The organism is Enterococcus sp. DIV1059_2, from assembly GCF_051713685.1.
GTDB classification, from domain to species: domain Bacteria; phylum Bacillota; class Bacilli; order Lactobacillales; family Enterococcaceae; genus Enterococcus_D; species Enterococcus_D casseliflavus.
Map to the genome: position 1 here is coordinate 761,733 of NZ_JBIOQK010000001.1, position 15,575 is coordinate 777,307.

The 15,575-nt window shown below is 43.3% G+C and carries 15 protein-coding genes and 1 pseudogene; 13 read left to right on the forward strand and 3 right to left on the reverse strand.

Annotation, left to right across the window (positions count from 1 at the left end; translation table 11 throughout):
- Positions 1-111 precede the first annotated feature (111 nt).
- Both IGI72_RS03590 and IGI72_RS03595 read left to right on the forward strand, forming a co-directional pair.
- Positions 112-954, forward strand: coding sequence for a Cof-type HAD-IIB family hydrolase (locus tag IGI72_RS03590; RefSeq protein ID WP_074934501.1), 843 nt, complete (start codon positions 112-114; stop codon positions 952-954).
- Positions 955-1,072: 118 nt separating this feature from the next.
- Positions 1,073-1,237, forward strand: coding sequence for a hypothetical protein (locus tag IGI72_RS03595; RefSeq protein ID WP_186318456.1), 165 nt, complete (start codon positions 1,073-1,075; stop codon positions 1,235-1,237).
- A 157-nt stretch (positions 1,238-1,394) separates the two neighbouring features.
- Here the strand turns inward: IGI72_RS03595 and IGI72_RS03600 are convergent.
- Positions 1,395-2,032: pseudogene (locus tag IGI72_RS03600) on the reverse strand (CPBP family glutamic-type intramembrane protease).
- A gap of 514 nt (positions 2,033-2,546) precedes the next feature.
- Between IGI72_RS03600 and hisG the strand changes: the two are divergent.
- From hisG to hisIE, 8 genes are all read left to right on the forward strand, one after another.
- Entirely contained in the window at positions 2,547-4,106 is a 1,560-nt protein-coding gene (gene hisG, locus IGI72_RS03605) for an ATP phosphoribosyltransferase (protein ID WP_438753169.1), read from the forward strand.
- Positions 4,103-5,383 carry a histidinol dehydrogenase gene (hisD, locus tag IGI72_RS03610; protein WP_438753171.1) on the forward strand — a complete coding sequence of 427 codons (1,281 nt, stop codon included), beginning with the start codon at positions 4,103-4,105 and terminating at the stop codon, positions 5,381-5,383. The genes hisG and hisD overlap by 4 nt, the downstream gene beginning before the upstream one ends.
- Positions 5,380-6,438 (forward strand): histidinol-phosphate transaminase, encoded by a 1,059-nt coding sequence (gene hisC / locus IGI72_RS03615; protein ID WP_438753174.1) that lies wholly within the window; start codon positions 5,380-5,382, stop codon positions 6,436-6,438. Before hisD ends, hisC begins: the two co-directional genes overlap by 4 nt.
- Positions 6,435-7,028, forward strand: coding sequence for an imidazoleglycerol-phosphate dehydratase HisB (gene hisB, locus IGI72_RS03620; RefSeq protein WP_005225202.1), 594 nt, complete (start codon positions 6,435-6,437; stop codon positions 7,026-7,028). Before hisC ends, hisB begins: the two co-directional genes overlap by 4 nt.
- A gap of 65 nt (positions 7,029-7,093) precedes the next feature.
- Positions 7,094-7,717: an imidazole glycerol phosphate synthase subunit HisH gene (gene hisH, locus IGI72_RS03625; protein WP_438753176.1), complete on the forward strand. Its 624-nt coding sequence runs from the start codon at positions 7,094-7,096 to the stop codon at positions 7,715-7,717.
- Positions 7,714-8,433 (forward strand): 1-(5-phosphoribosyl)-5-[(5-phosphoribosylamino)methylideneamino]imidazole-4-carboxamide isomerase, encoded by a 720-nt coding sequence (gene hisA / locus IGI72_RS03630; protein WP_438753179.1) that lies wholly within the window; start codon positions 7,714-7,716, stop codon positions 8,431-8,433. Before hisH ends, hisA begins: the two co-directional genes overlap by 4 nt.
- Positions 8,430-9,188: an imidazole glycerol phosphate synthase subunit HisF gene (gene hisF / locus IGI72_RS03635; RefSeq protein WP_005225205.1), complete on the forward strand. Its 759-nt coding sequence runs from the start codon at positions 8,430-8,432 to the stop codon at positions 9,186-9,188. Before hisA ends, hisF begins: the two co-directional genes overlap by 4 nt.
- A 38-nt stretch (positions 9,189-9,226) precedes the next feature.
- Positions 9,227-9,859 (forward strand): bifunctional phosphoribosyl-AMP cyclohydrolase/phosphoribosyl-ATP diphosphatase HisIE, encoded by a 633-nt coding sequence (gene hisIE / locus IGI72_RS03640; RefSeq protein WP_438753181.1) that lies wholly within the window; start codon positions 9,227-9,229, stop codon positions 9,857-9,859.
- A 131-nt stretch (positions 9,860-9,990) separates the two neighbouring features.
- Here hisIE and IGI72_RS03645 read toward each other — a convergent pair whose 3' ends face one another.
- Positions 9,991-10,440 (reverse strand): DUF305 domain-containing protein, encoded by a 450-nt coding sequence (locus IGI72_RS03645; RefSeq protein WP_005225207.1) that lies wholly within the window; start codon positions 10,438-10,440, stop codon positions 9,991-9,993.
- A 617-nt stretch (positions 10,441-11,057) separates the two neighbouring features.
- On the opposite strand from IGI72_RS03645, the gene IGI72_RS03650 reads away from it, so the two are divergent.
- The 3 genes from IGI72_RS03650 (at position 11,058) to IGI72_RS03660 (ending at position 14,797) form a co-directional block, all read left to right on the forward strand.
- Positions 11,058-11,198 carry a hypothetical protein gene (locus IGI72_RS03650; protein ID WP_284592015.1) on the forward strand — a complete coding sequence of 47 codons (141 nt, stop codon included), beginning with the start codon at positions 11,058-11,060 and terminating at the stop codon, positions 11,196-11,198.
- A 57-nt stretch (positions 11,199-11,255) separates the two neighbouring features.
- Positions 11,256-11,729: a DUF1456 family protein gene (locus IGI72_RS03655; protein WP_336682607.1), complete on the forward strand. Its 474-nt coding sequence runs from the start codon at positions 11,256-11,258 to the stop codon at positions 11,727-11,729.
- Between the two features lie 395 nt (positions 11,730-12,124).
- Positions 12,125-14,797 carry a MucBP domain-containing protein gene (locus tag IGI72_RS03660; protein ID WP_438753185.1) on the forward strand — a complete coding sequence of 891 codons (2,673 nt, stop codon included), beginning with the start codon at positions 12,125-12,127 and terminating at the stop codon, positions 14,795-14,797.
- 104 nt (positions 14,798-14,901) lie between these two features.
- On the opposite strand, the gene IGI72_RS03665 is transcribed toward IGI72_RS03660, so the two are convergent.
- Positions 14,902-15,336, reverse strand: a complete 435-nt coding sequence (locus IGI72_RS03665; protein WP_438753187.1) for a hypothetical protein — start codon at positions 15,334-15,336, stop codon at positions 14,902-14,904.
- Between the last annotated feature and the right edge of the window lie 239 nt (positions 15,337-15,575).

Sequence of the window (15,575 nt, forward strand, 5' to 3'; positions counted from 1 at the left end):
TTATCTTGTGATTTGTTATACTAATAGCAAGCGGCTGATGGTGACATCTTGGATTCAGCAAATATGTTCATGTGAGCGCTTTATTGATTGGGTTAGGAAAGAGGGAATGAAATGACGAAGAAAATTGTCTTTTTAGATGTAGATGGAACATTGTGCGATGATGCGGGAAACGTACCTGAAAGTGCTCGCCAAGCGATCACAGCGGCACATAAGAAGGGGCATGAATTTTTCTTGTGTACGGGTCGTTCAAAAGCCGAAATCACAGAAGATGTACTGGCACTGCCTTTAAGTGGAATGATTGGTGCCGGCGGCGGTTATTGCGAGGTGCACGATGAGGTGATTTTGCACAAAGTTTTTGAAAAGGAAGCCTTATTAAGACTGATCGATTTCTTAAAAGCAAACCAAATCGAGTATTACTTGGAATCGAATCAAGGATTATTTGCAAGTACCAATTTACGAAATCGGTTGATTGAGATCGTCTTAGCAGGTGAGCCTGTTGAAAGTGAAGCAGGAAAACAACGTGTTCAAACTATTCAGTGGTTCCTTGATTTATTGATCGAGGACGAAGCGAAAATCGATTACGATGACGTGAACAAAGTTTCCTTCATCAATCATTCCATTCCTTATGAACAGGTCCATGACCAATACCACGAACAATTCCAAATGATTCGCAGTACAGTTCCTGTTTTTGGCAAAGACAGTGGCGAGATCGGCATCAAGAATATCCACAAGAAAACAGCCATCGATTTTCTCTTGAACCATCTAGGGATCGATAACAAAGATACCTTGGCGTTTGGTGACGGCCATAATGATGTCGAAATGTTTGAAGCCGTTGCGACAGGAATTGCGATGGGCAATGCCTGTGAACAGCTATTGGCAGTAGCTGACGAGGTGACGGCTCGACCAGAAGACGGCGGGATTGCGCAAGCACTCCAAAAGCACGGTTTGGTGTAACCACTAGGAAGCAGATGTCTGCACAATCCTTTTGTTTTCTAGAGGGATTGATCAGGAGTTGCGCGACGTTGTTAAAGTGACCTGTAAAACCAACGATTGACAAGGAGGCTGAGTTAAAATGAAGGAAACGACTTTTCTTTGTTATCTTGAACAAGCATTGAAAAACCTGAAGGCGACAGAAGCCTTGCGTTTTAATATCGAAGGCGAAGTCAAGCGGCTGATGAAGGTGTACAGTGAAGCAGAAATTTGTGAGAAAGTAAAAGAGGAACCCTTTAAAAAGTAAGAACATTTTCTTATCAAACACAGCAAATAGAACAAACACCCAACCTTGTGAAAGGCACAAAAGCGATCAATGCTTCTTTTCAGGGAGGGATACTCAGGTAACTAGTTGTTGTATCAAAAAAGACTGATTTCAATTGAATCAGTCTTTTTCGTTTTTCTCAAGCAGTCAGATAAGCCACTAAAATAGCAAACAGGTCGAACAAGACATGTGTGCCCCAACTAGTCAGGATCGAGTTGCTCTTGATGGCAGCTTGGTTAAATAGCAAGCGCGCCACCCCTTGAATGAAAAGAATATGGACCAAGGTATGGAAAACATTGCCGTTGTCATAAGTGCTGTAATGAACCAAGCCAAAGATGATCGGGAAAGGATGCTGGCAACTGGCAAGGTACATTTACTAGAAAAGATCGCTAAAAAGAAGATGGAAAAGAGTTCTTCTCCAAGTAATATGATTGGAATAACTAGCAGAGTCAACCATTGAAAGCCTTCGTTCACTGGATTTCCGTGAAGATCCCACTTTAGTCCGTATTGCAATACGAGAGAAACGAGGAAGCTGATCAGGATGTTTAAAAGAAAATATTTGCTGATCGTCTTCACTGGTGCGATGGGTTTTCCGAAGAGCTGCTTGACTGCTTCTTTACCGTAAACCAGCCGTAATGCCCAATAGCTGGCAATCGATAATGAGAAGATGCTGACGATGGCAGGGGCATACAAAAGACCGACCAAACCGATACCTGCGAGGACTGTTCCTAGTAAAGCGTTGTTCCATGAGATTTGTTTTCCTATAAGTTTGTTCATTTACTTTTCTCTCCTTATTAAGCTATAGAGCATGTACTATTTAGCTGTTTTCTCTGATTCTTCTGCAGTGTGCTTTTTGTGCCGCAACATAAGCGATAAGTACGACAATGAATGTTTTGGTTAATTTTCGTTATTATCGCTTCATTTGCGCCAATTCTTTGTACGGTACAAAGGATAGAGTAATCGATAACGAGTTTCTGAAACAAGATAGTCGTATATTCCGGACTTTTTTATGGTTGAGCAACTAAGTGATGGAGGATGCACAAGAACTAAATTACTTCATTAAGAAAGGAAAACTGACTTCCAGATTCGATGGAATAATCGTCAACAAAGAAACGACATCGTTATGTTCTCTTGAAATCGACTAAAAATTCCAGAATATTTCGAAAAATACCATTGCTTATTTATGGCAAAACCATTAGTATTATTAGAAAAACTGATGGTGAATCGATGATAAAGCGTGACTTTAGCAGTGAGAAAGCCGAATCAGTGGCATGAAATAGGAGTGATAAGTGTGGAAGAGTTATGGAATGTATTAAAACCAGCCGAACAAGTCGAACTGAAATTAAGAAAATTGTATACGCAGCATCATTTTTCACCTTATCACTCGAACAATTTTGAAGAGTATCGCAACTATCAGCAAAATGATCAGTTCTTGCGTGGTTCTTCCATCATCACGTTTACAGGCACGGATGGCAGGACGATGGCGCTAAAACCCGATGTCACCTTGTCGATTGCCAAAAATACACCTTCTGGAGAAGCGCGCAGAGTGTATTATGTGGAGGATGTCTATCGACAGGATCGTCAAGCAGGGGAATACCAAAAGATCGATCAAATCGGTTTGGAGCTCATTGACCAAATCACATGGGAAGATCAACTGGAGGTTGTAAAACTGGCTTGGGAAAGTTTGGCTCAGGTGGGAAAAGGGACCTTGGATCTGTCTCATATGGGGATTTTGGATGGCATCTGCCAACGCTTCCCCGAAGCGGATCGACAAAAGGTACTGCACTGCCTGCGGGACAAGAGTTCCCATGACATGGATGCACTGACTGAAAAGGCTGGCTTGTCAGCAACAGAAGCTGAAAAATTGGCGAAACTGGTACGTTTGTCAGGTGATTTTGAAACTAAGTATCAAAAAGCCAAAGAGCTGCTGGCAGAGTATCCCCAAGCACAAGCTGGTTTAGCAGAACTAAAACAACTGTATCAAGCATTGCAAAAAGAACAACTGTCAGCCTCCATTCGGATAAGGCTGGATTTTTCAATTTTAAATGATGCCGATTATTACAGTGGCTTGCTGTTTCAAGGATTCATCGAAGAAGCAAGAGAGACGATTTTATATGGCGGCCGTTATGATCGCTTGATGAGTCGGCAAGGCAAAGAGCAAGCGGCGATCGGGTTTGGTATGAAGCTCAACCATGTAGGGCAAAAGGTGCCGACTGACAACGAAAGTTCAGGCTATTTGAACATTGCGCTACCTAAAGGCCGCATGGGGGATGCCGTATACGATTTATTCACGAAAGCTGGAGTCGCTGCGCAAGGCGTCTTCAAAGACAATCGCCAACTAATTTTTTGTGATGAAGAAAACAAGCTGCGCTTTTTCTTAGTCAAGCCGAGCGATGTGGCGATCTATGTGGAGCACGGAGTGGCGGATATCGGTGTCGTAGGCAAAGATATTTTAATGGAAAGCAAGGCAGAAGTCATCGAATTTCTTGATTTGCATATGGGGGTCTGCCGTTTGGCAGTAGCAGCGCGTACGGATTTCGAGGAAGATTTCTCCCGTCCGCTGCGGGTCTCCACAAAATATCCGCAGATCACCCGCCAGTTTTATCAAGGATTAGGTCGCTCGGTGGAATTGATCCAACTGCATGGATCCATTGAATTGGCTCCTTTATTAGGTCTCTCCGATGTGATCGTTGACATCGTCGAAACGGGGACGACACTAAAAGAAAATGATCTAGAAGTGATCCAAGACATCGCGCCGTCTTCAGCGCGTTTAGTGATCAACCACGCCACGTGGCGTTTCAAGCAAGAACGCATTCAAACAGTGATTGAGAAGGTGAGGGAGCAATTATGAGAATTTTTTCGACCCAAAAAGATACGATCGAAACGATTGTGGCAAGGAAACAGTCGGAAACGAAGGATGTTTCAACCGTTGTCGCCCAAATCATTGCCCGTGTTCAGCAGCAAGGAGATCAGGCGTTGTTTCAATTAATTGAAGAAATCGATCAAGTGACCTTGTCTTCCTTAACCATCAGTCTTGAGGAGGTTGAAACGGCTGTCCAAGCCGTCTCCCCTGAGCTGCTTGAGGTGATGGAACAGGCGAAGGAAAACATTTTGGCATTTCATCAAAAGCAAGTCCAGCAAGGCTTTGTCTTAACGAAGGAAAATGGCGTTGTGATGGGACAGCGGGTCTTGCCACTAGCAAAAGTCGGGGTCTACGTTCCTGGCGGCACAGCAGCTTATCCTAGTACGGTTTTGATGGATGTCCTGCCAGCAAAAATCGCCGGGGTCAAAAAAATCGTTATGATCACACCGACGGACAGCCAAGGAAAAGTTCCAGCTGCTATCTTAGCGGCAGCTTCCGTTGCTGGAGTGGATGAAATCTACAAAGTCGGTGGTGCCCATGGCGTAGCGGCATTGGCTTATGGGACAGAAACGATTCCCAAAGTCGACAAAATCGTGGGGCCAGGAAATATTTATGTCGCCACAGCGAAAAAAATGGTGTACGGCGAAGTTGATATCGATATGATCGCAGGGCCCAGCGATGTGCTGATCATCGCCGATGCCAGCGCAAATCCTCGCTGGCTGGCAGCGGATCTTTTGGCACAAGCCGAGCATGATATCTTAGCGCAAGCCATCTTAGTCACAACAGAAGCAGCCTTGATTGAACAAGTCCAAGTAGAGCTTGACTTGCAGCTGAAGGAACTGCCCCGAAAAGACATTGCTGCTGCAGCGCTTGAATCTAGCGGAAAGCTGATCCTAGTCAAAGATTTGACCGATGCTCTTACCATTGCCAATCAAATCGCCCCAGAACACCTTGAATTAGCAGTGGCAGATCCTTTTGCTTTGTTGGGACAGGTAGAAAATGCGGGCAGTGTCTTTTTAGGACATCATACACCAGAAGTGCTGGGAGATTATTTTGCTGGGCCAAATCATACCCTACCGACGGAAGGGACCGCCCGTTTTTACTCACCGTTATCAGTGGATGATTTTATTAAGAAAAGCAGCTACTTGTATTACCCAGAAGCAGCCATGAAGGCGGCTGGTCCAGCCGTAGCATTGTTCGCAGAAACCGAAGACTTGATCGGCCATGCCCGTTCGATCAATGTACGAAGAGAGGGAGAAAAATGACCTTTTTACATCAAAAGTATCACAAGCTGACTCCTTATACACCAGGGGAACAAGTAGACGAGCAAGCCGTTATTAAACTGAACACCAATGAAAGTCCTTATCCGCCAGCGCCAAGTGTTCAAGCAGCGGTTGCCGATGCCGCCCACAAGCTGAATCGTTACTCGGATATTGCTGCTGAAGTGGTGACAACCCCTCTGGCTGCTTATCTTGGCATTACACCAGCCCAGCTGTTTCTCGGTAATGGCAGTGACGAAGTCTTGTCCTATCTCTTTCAAGGCTTCACGGAAAACGGCATCGCCTTTCCCGATGTGACCTATGGGTTTTATCAAGTGTATAGTGCCTTGTACCAAGTCGCTGCCACCGCTGTTCCGCTGCAAGAAGATTTCTCGATTGCGTTAACGGACTACGATTCGCTCAAAGGGACCGTCATTTTTGCCAATCCCAATGCGCCGACTGGGGTTTATCAAGAACAAAGCGAAATTTGTGCCTTTCTAAAACGGCATCCCGATCGCTTAGTGATTGTCGACGAGGCCTATATCGATTTTGGCGGCACTTCAATGGTTTCTTTGATCGATCAATACCCAAATCTCTTGGTTGTGGGGACGTTTTCGAAATCTCGGCAGCTGGCAGGGGCACGTCTGGGCTTTGCGGTTGCCAATGAAGGACTGATCCAAGACTTGAATCGGTTGAAATTTAGCTTGAATCCTTACAATGTCAATAGTTTGACCCAAGCCGCAGGTGCAGCCGTTTTGCAGGAACAAGCGTATGTCGATGAGAAGATCCAAGCAACGATCCAGGTGCGTGAGTGGAGCAAGCAAGCCCTAGCGAAGCTCGGCTTTGAGCAGACCGACAGCCAAGGAAATTTTTTGTTTGCAAGGCACCCTGCGATTGCTGGTGAAGAGTTGTATCAGGCACTGAAAGAGCAGAAAATCTTCGTCCGCTGGTTTAATCAGCCCCGCATCAAAGAGTATTTGCGAATCACGGTAGGAACGAGGGCCCAGATGGAACGATTGATGACGGTGTTAACAACGATCATAGAAGAGGTGAAGGAATGAGAAAAGCAGAAGTTACCCGCAATACGACTGAAACCAAGATCCACCTGCAGTTGACGATCGATGGTACTGGTCAGCAATCAATCAAGACTGGTGTGGGGTTTTTAGACCACATGCTGGAATTATTTGTCCGCCACGGTCGCTTTGATTTGACGTTGGTCTGTGATGGCGATACAGAAGTAGATGCCCATCACACAACAGAAGACGTTGCCATCGCCATTGGCCGAGCGTTTTCAGAAAGTCTTGGGGAGCGACGAGGCATCAAACGCTATGGCAGTATGCTGCTGCCGATGGACGAAGCCTTAGTTATGACAGCGATCGATATCAGCGGTCGCGGCATGGCAGTCGTAGAGTTGGCGATACCGAGCGAAAAAATAGGGCAGCAGTTTGATACGGAATTGGTTGAAGAATTTTTCATTGCTTTTGCCCGTGAATTAGGTGCTACGATCCATCTCCATCAAATCGCTGGCAAAAACAGCCACCACATTGTGGAAGCTTGTTTTAAAGGCTTTGGGCGGGCTTTAGGTGAAGCAGTAGCGATCAATCAAGCAGCCCCAGATGAGATCCCTTCAACCAAAGGGACGATCCAGTGATTCATGAGGGAAAAATGATTACGTATCTTCCACACAGATGGATGAGATAAGGAAAGGGGCGTATTATGTTAGCAATCATCGACTATGGGGTCGGCAATTTGTTCAGCTTGTCTCGTTCGCTGGATTATTTGGGTATTGACTGCCAAATCACGCGTTCACTAGCAGAATTAAAAGCTGCCGACCGCATTCTTTTACCCGGCGTAGGCGCTTTTGGCGATGCCCGCCAAAAGTTGGCAGAGTTGTCGCTGATCGAACCGATCCAAGAATTGGCAGCAGCTGGCAAACCCTTTTTAGGCATTTGTTTAGGGATGCAGCTGTTGTTTGATAGTAGTGAGGAGTTTGGCACACATGCGGGGCTCGGTTTGATTCCAGGACGGATCGTTTCCATGCAAAGCGCCTTTGAAGAAGCCGAACTGAATCTAAAAGTGCCGCAAATTGGTTGGAATCGGCTGACTGTCAGAAAGGAAAGTCCATTAGTCAGCGGGCTAGGGGAACAAGACTTTGTCTACTATGTCCACAGTTATTTTGCTACTGATTGCCAAGAGTATGTCGTGGCAGACAGTGACTATGGTCTGGCGATTCCCGGTATCGTGCAAAAAGACAATGTCTTCGGCACTCAGTTTCACCCAGAAAAAAGCGGGGGTGTCGGGTTGAAGATTTTAAAAGCATTTACGGAGGTGCCGCTATGAAAATTTTTCCAGCAATCGATCTGTTAGATCAAAAAGTGGTCCGTTTGTACCAAGGAGACTATGAGCAAAAAGAAGTGTTTGGGGATGATCCAGTGGCATTTGCTCGTTCATTTGAAGAAGAAGGTGCCAACTATCTGCACCTCGTCGATTTAGATGGTGCCAAAGCTGGCAAACTCCATTACTTTGATGTCGCAAAAAAAATCGTCCAGCAAACCAATCTGTTTGTCGAAGTTGGCGGCGGGATTCGTGAGGAAGAAACGATCCAGCATTGTTTGGCAGCAGGCGTTCATCGGGTGATCCTCGGCACGATTGCCCAGAAAGACCCAGCATTCACAAAAGCGATGCTCAAGAAATACGGTAATAAGATCGCGATTGGGGTCGATGCCAAGGAAGAAAAAGTGGCCGTGGAAGGCTGGCTCGAGAAAACGGCAACAGACGCGTTTACTTTTTGCCAACAATTGGTGGAATGGGGCGCGCAAACGATCATCTTTACCGAAATCTCGCGTGACGGTACAGGAGAAGGAATCAATCTGCCCTTATACGAAAAACTCAATCAATTGGATTGCGACATCGTGGCTTCTGGCGGCGTGTCTTCATTGGCAGATATCAAAGGATTAAAACAGTTGGGCATCTCTGGCGTGATCGTTGGGAAATCCTTATATAACGGCAGTCTCCAATTGGCCGATGTCTTAGCAGCAGGGGAGGCAGAAGCATGATCGCAAAACGAATCATTCCTTGCCTTGATGTGCGAGATGGGCGAGTCGTGAAAGGGGTCAATTTTGCTGGCTTAAAAGATGTCAATGATCCAGTGACTTTGGCGCGCTTTTACAATGAACAAGGCGCCGATGAGCTGGTTTTTTATGACATTACTGCTTCTGCAGAAGAACGCGGCTTATTCACGGACATTTTGCAGCGCGTGGCGTCAGAAGTGTTTATTCCTTTGACGGTGGGGGGCGGCATCAATCAAGTAGCAGATTTTGAACGAGTCTTAAACTGTGGCGCCGACAAAGTCAGCGTCAATTCGGGGGCGCTTCGCAGACCAGAGTTGATTGCAGAAGGCGCGAAACGCTATGGCAGCCAGTGCGTTGTTTTATCCGTTGATGTTCGCCGTGTCGGTGAGAACTGGCATGTTTTTGCCAAAGGCGGACGGGAAGATACAGGCTTAGAAGCATTGGCATGGATTCGCCAAGCTGAGCAGTTAGGTGCTGGTGAACTAGTCATCAACAGCATGGATACCGATGGCGTGAAGCAGGGGTTTGATTTAGACTTGCTGAAAGCTGTCAGCGAAATCACCAAATTACCGATCGTCGCATCGGGTGGTGCTGGCAAAAGTGCCGATTTTATCGAGCTGTTTCAATTGCCAAATATTGAAGCAGGGTTGGCGGCCTCGATTTTTCACTATGGCGAGGTAAAAATCCCTGAGCTGAAAAAACAATTACAGGCCGTCGATATTCCCGTACGAATCGTATAGCGTTGGCGTTTTGATAGGCAATAGAAGGAGTGGATAACATGGTGCAAGTACGATTTGATGAACAAGGATTGGTTCCAGTGATCGTGCAGGATGTGGAAACGAATGAAGTCTTGACCTTGGCTTATATGAACCAAGAAAGTTTGACCTTGACCCTGAAGGACCGATTGATGACCTTTTATTCCCGCAGTCGCCAAGAATTGTGGCGCAAAGGAGAAACCAGCGGCAATTACCAGCATTTAGTATCATTGACCGCAGATTGCGATCAAGATGCCTTAGTCGCCAAAGTAAAAAAAGATGGACCTGCTTGCCATACAGGCACAGAAAGCTGCTTTACAGAGGTGCTTTATGGTACAGAATCCTCTCCGACCATCGATGCGTTGTATGAGCTGATAAAAGGTCGTAAAGATACGCCGCAAGATGGTAGCTATACCAGCTACTTGTTTGAAAAAGGCAGTGAGAAAATCTTAAAAAAAATCGGCGAGGAAGCAACCGAGGTCGTGATTGGGGCGATGAAGGAAGACCGCCAAGAAACCGTTTATGAGATTGCTGATTTGGCGTATCATACATTGGTTTTAATGGCAGAAATGGGGATTGATTTAGCGGCTATTCGCCAAGAGCTTGCCAAGCGTCATGTTGTGGATAAGAAAGTCAAACAAGAACGGATGCAATAACGGTCAGGGTTTTTCAGTAGAAAGAAAGCAACTGACGATAAAAAAGAAGCCCTTCAGTCATTGCTTGAAGGGCTTCGCAACCGTGGCGATAAAGTTGATCTGATGGTTCTTTGAGTGAGCACACAAACTGGCTATTTGTTTTCCAACTCTTCGATCAATTCTTTCATTTCTTTGATTTCTTTTTCCTGTGCGTCAATGATTTTTTCTGCAAGTTCTTTTACTCTTGGATCAGACAAATCGGCATTTTTACTGGTTAGAATCGCAATCGAATGATGGGGAATCATGGCTTTCATCCAGGCCGTATCTCCCACGGCGGTTTGGCTTCTGACCATAAACAGTGAACCAAAAAAGAGTACAACACTGACAACTAAAATTCCGATATTCATTTTCTTGTTGTCATACATCTTCCACATAAATAACAGCATGATGATCGCCATCATCGCGCCCATCATCAGTGCCATAAATAGGCGGGTTTGGCTGAAAAAGATATGATCGAGGGCGTAGACATTGAAATACATCATACAAAACATAATCACCGTCGATACCCCAATCATCACCAAAAATTTCCCGTATTTCTTCATTTCTTTCCTCTCCTTTTTGTTTTTGCTACACGAAATAAAACAATAAAATCAACCAAAAGGGTCAAGAACACCTGCCTTGCTTTTGATTATTTTATTGTTAAGCAAAAAATTTTCTCGTTAAATTAAGTATAGCGGATAAGAAGAGTTTAGAAAAATAATACACTTAAGCAGGTTCCTTTTAGAGATGAGGAAACGATGACCAAGCGTGCATCCTGTCATCCATATAGAGGCAATGCTCGGCTTTTCCTAACAGAAGCCCCCATTTTAAAAGAAGATTGAAAATCAGGGTATTTTAAGCAGTAAATGAAAAAGGACGAAAATACGCCCTTCCTAAAAGAAATCAAACTCGCTTATTTCTTTTTTCTTTTATTCGTTGAATAGATACTAAGCACAAGGGCAAGTCCTATACATAGAATCAACACAAATGTCATTTTTTCCCCTCCTAGTTCTTTGTCCTGAAAAGCGAAAACCATACATTTTTTGTTCCTTCAGTGATTGCTTAATGAGGAAAGAAGGATAAAGCAGACCTCCTTTTATCATCGGTAATGATCGGCAGTAGAAAATACTCGAATGATTTTCCTAATCTATGTACCATGTTACAGTGAAGAAGACAGAGGATGGCGACAGAAACTGTTTTGGTCGTTACTGATTGTGTCGTGAATCAGTACAAGGGACTTTCACATGAACGCAAACGGGTGTTGTCTAAGCGTTGGGCAATTAATTTTCTAGCAATCCCAAGCAAAGGAATTCAAAAATGATGGTTCTTAAGCATTTTTATTTGTTATAATCAACCTAAGAAATGGATGGTGTATAGAATGAATCACAATGATCGCTTGACGCGTTTACGCTATGCTTTGGATATCAAGGATACCGACATGGTGAAAATTTTTGAACTTGGCGGCGCTTCTTTCTCAAAAGAAGAAGTAAGACAATTATTGAAGAAAAAAGATCCTGAGACCTACGAGATTGAGTGTACCAATGAAGCCTTTGAGCGTTTCTTAAATGGTTTGATTCGCTCGCAACGAGGAACAAAGCCAGATGCTGCAGAACCTGTCCTAGAGTTGAACAATGGCAATGTAAATAATTTGATGCTGAAGAAAATAAAAATCGCCCTTTCCCTAACAACAGATGAAATGCTGGACATTTTCGAGCAAGCGGGAGTCAAAGTTTCAAAAGGTGAATTAGGCGCCATTTTACGAAAAGAAGGCCATCGCAATTACAAGCCATGCCTAGACAAATATGCCCGCAACTTTTTAAAAGGATTGACGATCGAGTATCGGGATAACTAGTAAAAAATCAATAATAGGCTGAACTTACAATGGGCCGCCCAAAGAGATGCATGTTATGTGTCTCTTTTTTTGTGTGTAAATTTAAAAAAACAATGTAAATCAGTAATTATAACGCTAACTGGGGCCAAGCTTGGAGCATGAAGGAGCAGGTGAAGTGAGCGATCTGTTTGCTTGAATAACCTGTTTGTTAAAACCTGACAAGTTTGGTCATTTCTGATACAAATGTTGACGTGTTCAGAATGATGAACCATGTAATACTATCAAAATGAACAGGGGTATCCTGTGTCTAAAAGTTGTAATTAACAAGTCGTCACCATCATCAGAAGGGGAAGTTTGTCGATAGGTGAAAGATAGGAAAGCGTATCGTATTTAAACGAATATAAAAGGAGAATGTTATGAAAAGGAAATTTTGGGGCTATTTGTCATTGGTGATCTTGTTAAGTCAGCCTGTGTTGGCACCTTTGGCACAAGTTATGGCTGAGGAACAGGAAACCATTCCATCAAACAAAGAAATAACGACATTAGGAACATTAGAAAAAGTGGAGGAGACTACTGAAACAGTCGATTCTTCTCCTATAGAAGAAATCAACGGTGACACCACAAGTAACTTAGAATCGAAAGAAGTGGTTAATGATGATGAGAAAAGTGGCTCGACGGAAAGTACAGAAGAACCCCTCCCTGATCCAAGTAAAGACACAGCTAGCTCGGCAACTGAATCATCAGCGGAAATGAAAGAGGCATTCTCTAATCGAAGCGTTTCATTAGACACTTGGATGCCGGATAAGAATTTGCAAAATGAGGTAGCGAAAGGGCTAAACAAAACCGTTGATACAATCACTCAAGAAGATATGGTGAATCTAAAACAGTTAGATTTTTCTTCTTTAGTCAAAGACACAGTAGTCGATTTTACTGGTTTAGAATACGCTAGCAACTTGCAAGCGTTATACACGACGTCTATTATTGCTACGAATGTTCCCCAAATCACTATGGCGGAAAATGCAACATTGTTTACCCGTCCTAATGTACTAGCACACATTCTTCCAAAAGGATCTTTTTCAAATATCCACATAGGTAATTATGATGCCTATTTGACAGCCCAAGAATTAATTGGGGTTGGTCAATATCTTAGTGGATGGGTAACAGATTATCTGACGGTCTATGCAAGTAGCATGACGGATTTTTCTAAGTTAGAGCTATCTCCAGAACACCATCAAAATTCCCAACTATCTATTATGACTCAGGAGAAAATACTATTAGAGCCAATGCTAGTAAAAGATGGCCAATCTGATGTTCTTTATAAAGACCGTATGATGGTTGATACCCAAGGAAATGCGTTGCTCTCTTCTTTGTCCAACAAAAAGTATTCTTATTCGATTCGGGGGATAGATAAAAATGGCTATAGCTTTCCCTTATATGAAAATGATGGGTTTGAACTGACTGAAGAAGGAATTCAATTTAAAAATATTCCCGCCAATGTTGACTATTTGTCAATCACTTCTCTTGTTCCTAATCGTTTATCCACCGAGAGAGCTGCTAGTACAGGTACCATTCAATATTTAGTGAATTATCAAGTACCTGTGAAGTATGTGAATACTGCAGAAGATGTTACGGTCAAGTATCTTGACGAAAACGGACAGACGCTTGCACCAAATGTCACTTTATCAGGGTATGTAGGCGACCCCTTTACTACGGAAGAAAAGGATATCTCAGGCTATACACTGAAAGAGATTCAAGGGGATAAGATAGGGACCTTCAGTGATACCGCGCAAGAAGTCGTTTATGTCTATGAGCGTAGTGATGCGGCCCCAGTTACCGTGAAGTATGAAGATACAGAAGGCAATGAATTGGCAGCACCAACCGTAATGAATGGCAAAGTAGGTTTGCCCTATACAAGTGAAGCTAAAGCAATTAATGGGTGGTACGTTTCTCAAACACCAATTAACGCCAACGGGACTTACAGCGAAACAGCTCAAGAAGTCGTTTATGTCTATGAACGTAGCGATGCAGCGCCAGTGACGGTCAAGTATGAAGATACAGAAGGCAATGAATTGGCAACACCAACCGTATTGAATGGTAAAGTAGGGTTACCCTATACAAGTGAAGCCAAAACAATCAATGGGTGGTACGTTTCTCAAACACCAACTAACGCTAATGGGACTTATAGCGAAACAGCTCAAGAAGTCGTTTATGTCTATGAGCGTAGCGATGCAGCCCCAGTTACGGTCAAGTATGAAGATACAGAAGGCAATGAATTAGCAGCACCAACCGTAATGAATGGCAAAGTAGGTTTACCCTATACAAGTGAAGCCAAAACAATCAATGGGTGGTACGTTTCTCAAACACCAACTAACGCTAATGGGGCTTATAGCGAAACAGCTCAAGAAGTCGTTTATGTCTATGAACGTAGTGATGCAGCCCCAGTTACGGTCAAGTATAAAGATAAAGAAGGGAATCAACTATCTGCCCCGACAGTATTGAGTGGTAAAATAGGTCTGCCCTATACAAGTGAAGCCAAAGCCATCCCAGGCTGGTACGTTTCCCAAATGCCAACTAACGCTAACGGGACTTATAGTGAAAATGCGCAAGAAGTTACCTATGTCTATGAACGTAGTGATGCAGCACTGGTTATCGTAAGATATGAAGACATGGAAGGAAATCAATTAGCTGAACCAACGATCCTTAGTGGAAAAGTTGGCTTGTCTTATGAAAGCAACGCCAAAGAAATAGCTGGCTGGCGAGTTTCAAAGACGCCTAAAAATGCAAAAGGTACCTTCAGTGATGCCGTCCAAGAAGTTATTTATGTTTACAGTGCTGATAAAGAGAATGAACCGGGAGAAGATTCAGGAAAAGATACACCAGAATCAGAAAACAAGACGCCGGACGAAGAGAACGGGAATAGCTCAGGAAATAACAGCAAGCAAACAAGCACAAAAACCAAATCAAAAAATAAGTTGCCTGCAACAGGAGAACAACGTACAGGTCAACGAATCATGGGCTTTTTGGGAGTCATCACTGTTCTGTTTTCTTTCGTAGTAATTTTGAGACGAAAAAGAAAAACTGAAAATTAAAAGCTTTTCAATAGAGAGGAAAGAGTATCCAGAATTGATTGTTTTCTGGATACTCTTTGTTTAACCCTATTTAATTATGAGCGAGAATATGAGATTTTTGTCAGTTATCTTTCGAATGTTACGTTCTTGAATTCATCATTCAAGCCATCCCGATAGGCAATAGTCAAGACTAATTTTCCTGTTGTTTTGTCATAGTCTTCCACGTTTAGTTCTAGAGAGAAGTTCTTAACATTGGCATCAATATAAGAAACAATTTCTTTTTCTTCCTCACCGATTTTTATCGAAAGTGTGCTTTCTCCTAATAAATTCGCCTCCTCCAGAGCTGTTTTGGCTGAGCGTATTTCAGGCTGATAGAAGACAGTGTTTGTTTGAGTTAAATAGGTTCTATTTATTCGCAACGGAACGGTGATCTTTCCAAAGTCATTTGAAACAACGATCCCAGCTTTATTACTAGGGGAGAAAAAGACAGCGAGACTTATTAAAATTAGAACGAGAATACTAGCAACACTTGACCATACTATTTTTTTTGATATTTTCATTGATTTCAGTTCATTCAGCGAAGCATGAACACCTGTCCCCCATTCTTTTTAAATAATGTAAGAAGTTAGCTTGATTATGGCGAAGATACTTTAAAAATAACTGTACTAATTTTCAACTTTATATAAGCGTAATTGATAGAAAGTAAAAGCTTTTGGAATTGTTGAAATGCTCAAAGGCTACCTAACTATTCGATTGTAAATACTCCTAAAAACCGACTCTCTTATTATCGTAGCAAAAT

Bases quoted from the DNA above. Each gene is read 5' to 3' on its own strand.
- IGI72_RS03590 (WP_074934501.1), top strand. From the start codon at position 112: ATGACGAAGAAAATTGTCTTTTTAGATGTAGATGGAACATTGTGCGAT.
- IGI72_RS03595 (WP_186318456.1), top strand. From the start codon at position 1,073: ATGAAGGAAACGACTTTTCTTTGTTATCTTGAACAAGCATTGAAAAAC.
- hisD (WP_438753171.1), top strand. From the start codon at position 4,103: ATGAGAATTTTTTCGACCCAAAAAGATACGATCGAAACGATTGTGGCA.
- hisC (WP_438753174.1), top strand. From the start codon at position 5,380: ATGACCTTTTTACATCAAAAGTATCACAAGCTGACTCCTTATACACCA.
- hisB (WP_005225202.1), top strand. From the start codon at position 6,435: ATGAGAAAAGCAGAAGTTACCCGCAATACGACTGAAACCAAGATCCAC.
- hisH (WP_438753176.1), top strand. From the start codon at position 7,094: ATGTTAGCAATCATCGACTATGGGGTCGGCAATTTGTTCAGCTTGTCT.
- hisA (WP_438753179.1), top strand. From the start codon at position 7,714: ATGAAAATTTTTCCAGCAATCGATCTGTTAGATCAAAAAGTGGTCCGT.
- hisF (WP_005225205.1), top strand. From the start codon at position 8,430: ATGATCGCAAAACGAATCATTCCTTGCCTTGATGTGCGAGATGGGCGA.
- hisIE (WP_438753181.1), top strand. From the start codon at position 9,227: ATGGTGCAAGTACGATTTGATGAACAAGGATTGGTTCCAGTGATCGTG.
- IGI72_RS03645 (WP_005225207.1), bottom strand. From the start codon at position 10,440: ATGAAGAAATACGGGAAATTTTTGGTGATGATTGGGGTATCGACGGTG.
- IGI72_RS03650 (WP_284592015.1), top strand. From the start codon at position 11,058: ATGGCGACAGAAACTGTTTTGGTCGTTACTGATTGTGTCGTGAATCAG.
- IGI72_RS03655 (WP_336682607.1), top strand. From the start codon at position 11,256: ATGAATCACAATGATCGCTTGACGCGTTTACGCTATGCTTTGGATATC.
- IGI72_RS03660 (WP_438753185.1), top strand. From the start codon at position 12,125: ATGAAAAGGAAATTTTGGGGCTATTTGTCATTGGTGATCTTGTTAAGT.
- IGI72_RS03665 (WP_438753187.1), bottom strand. From the start codon at position 15,336: ATGAAAATATCAAAAAAAATAGTATGGTCAAGTGTTGCTAGTATTCTC.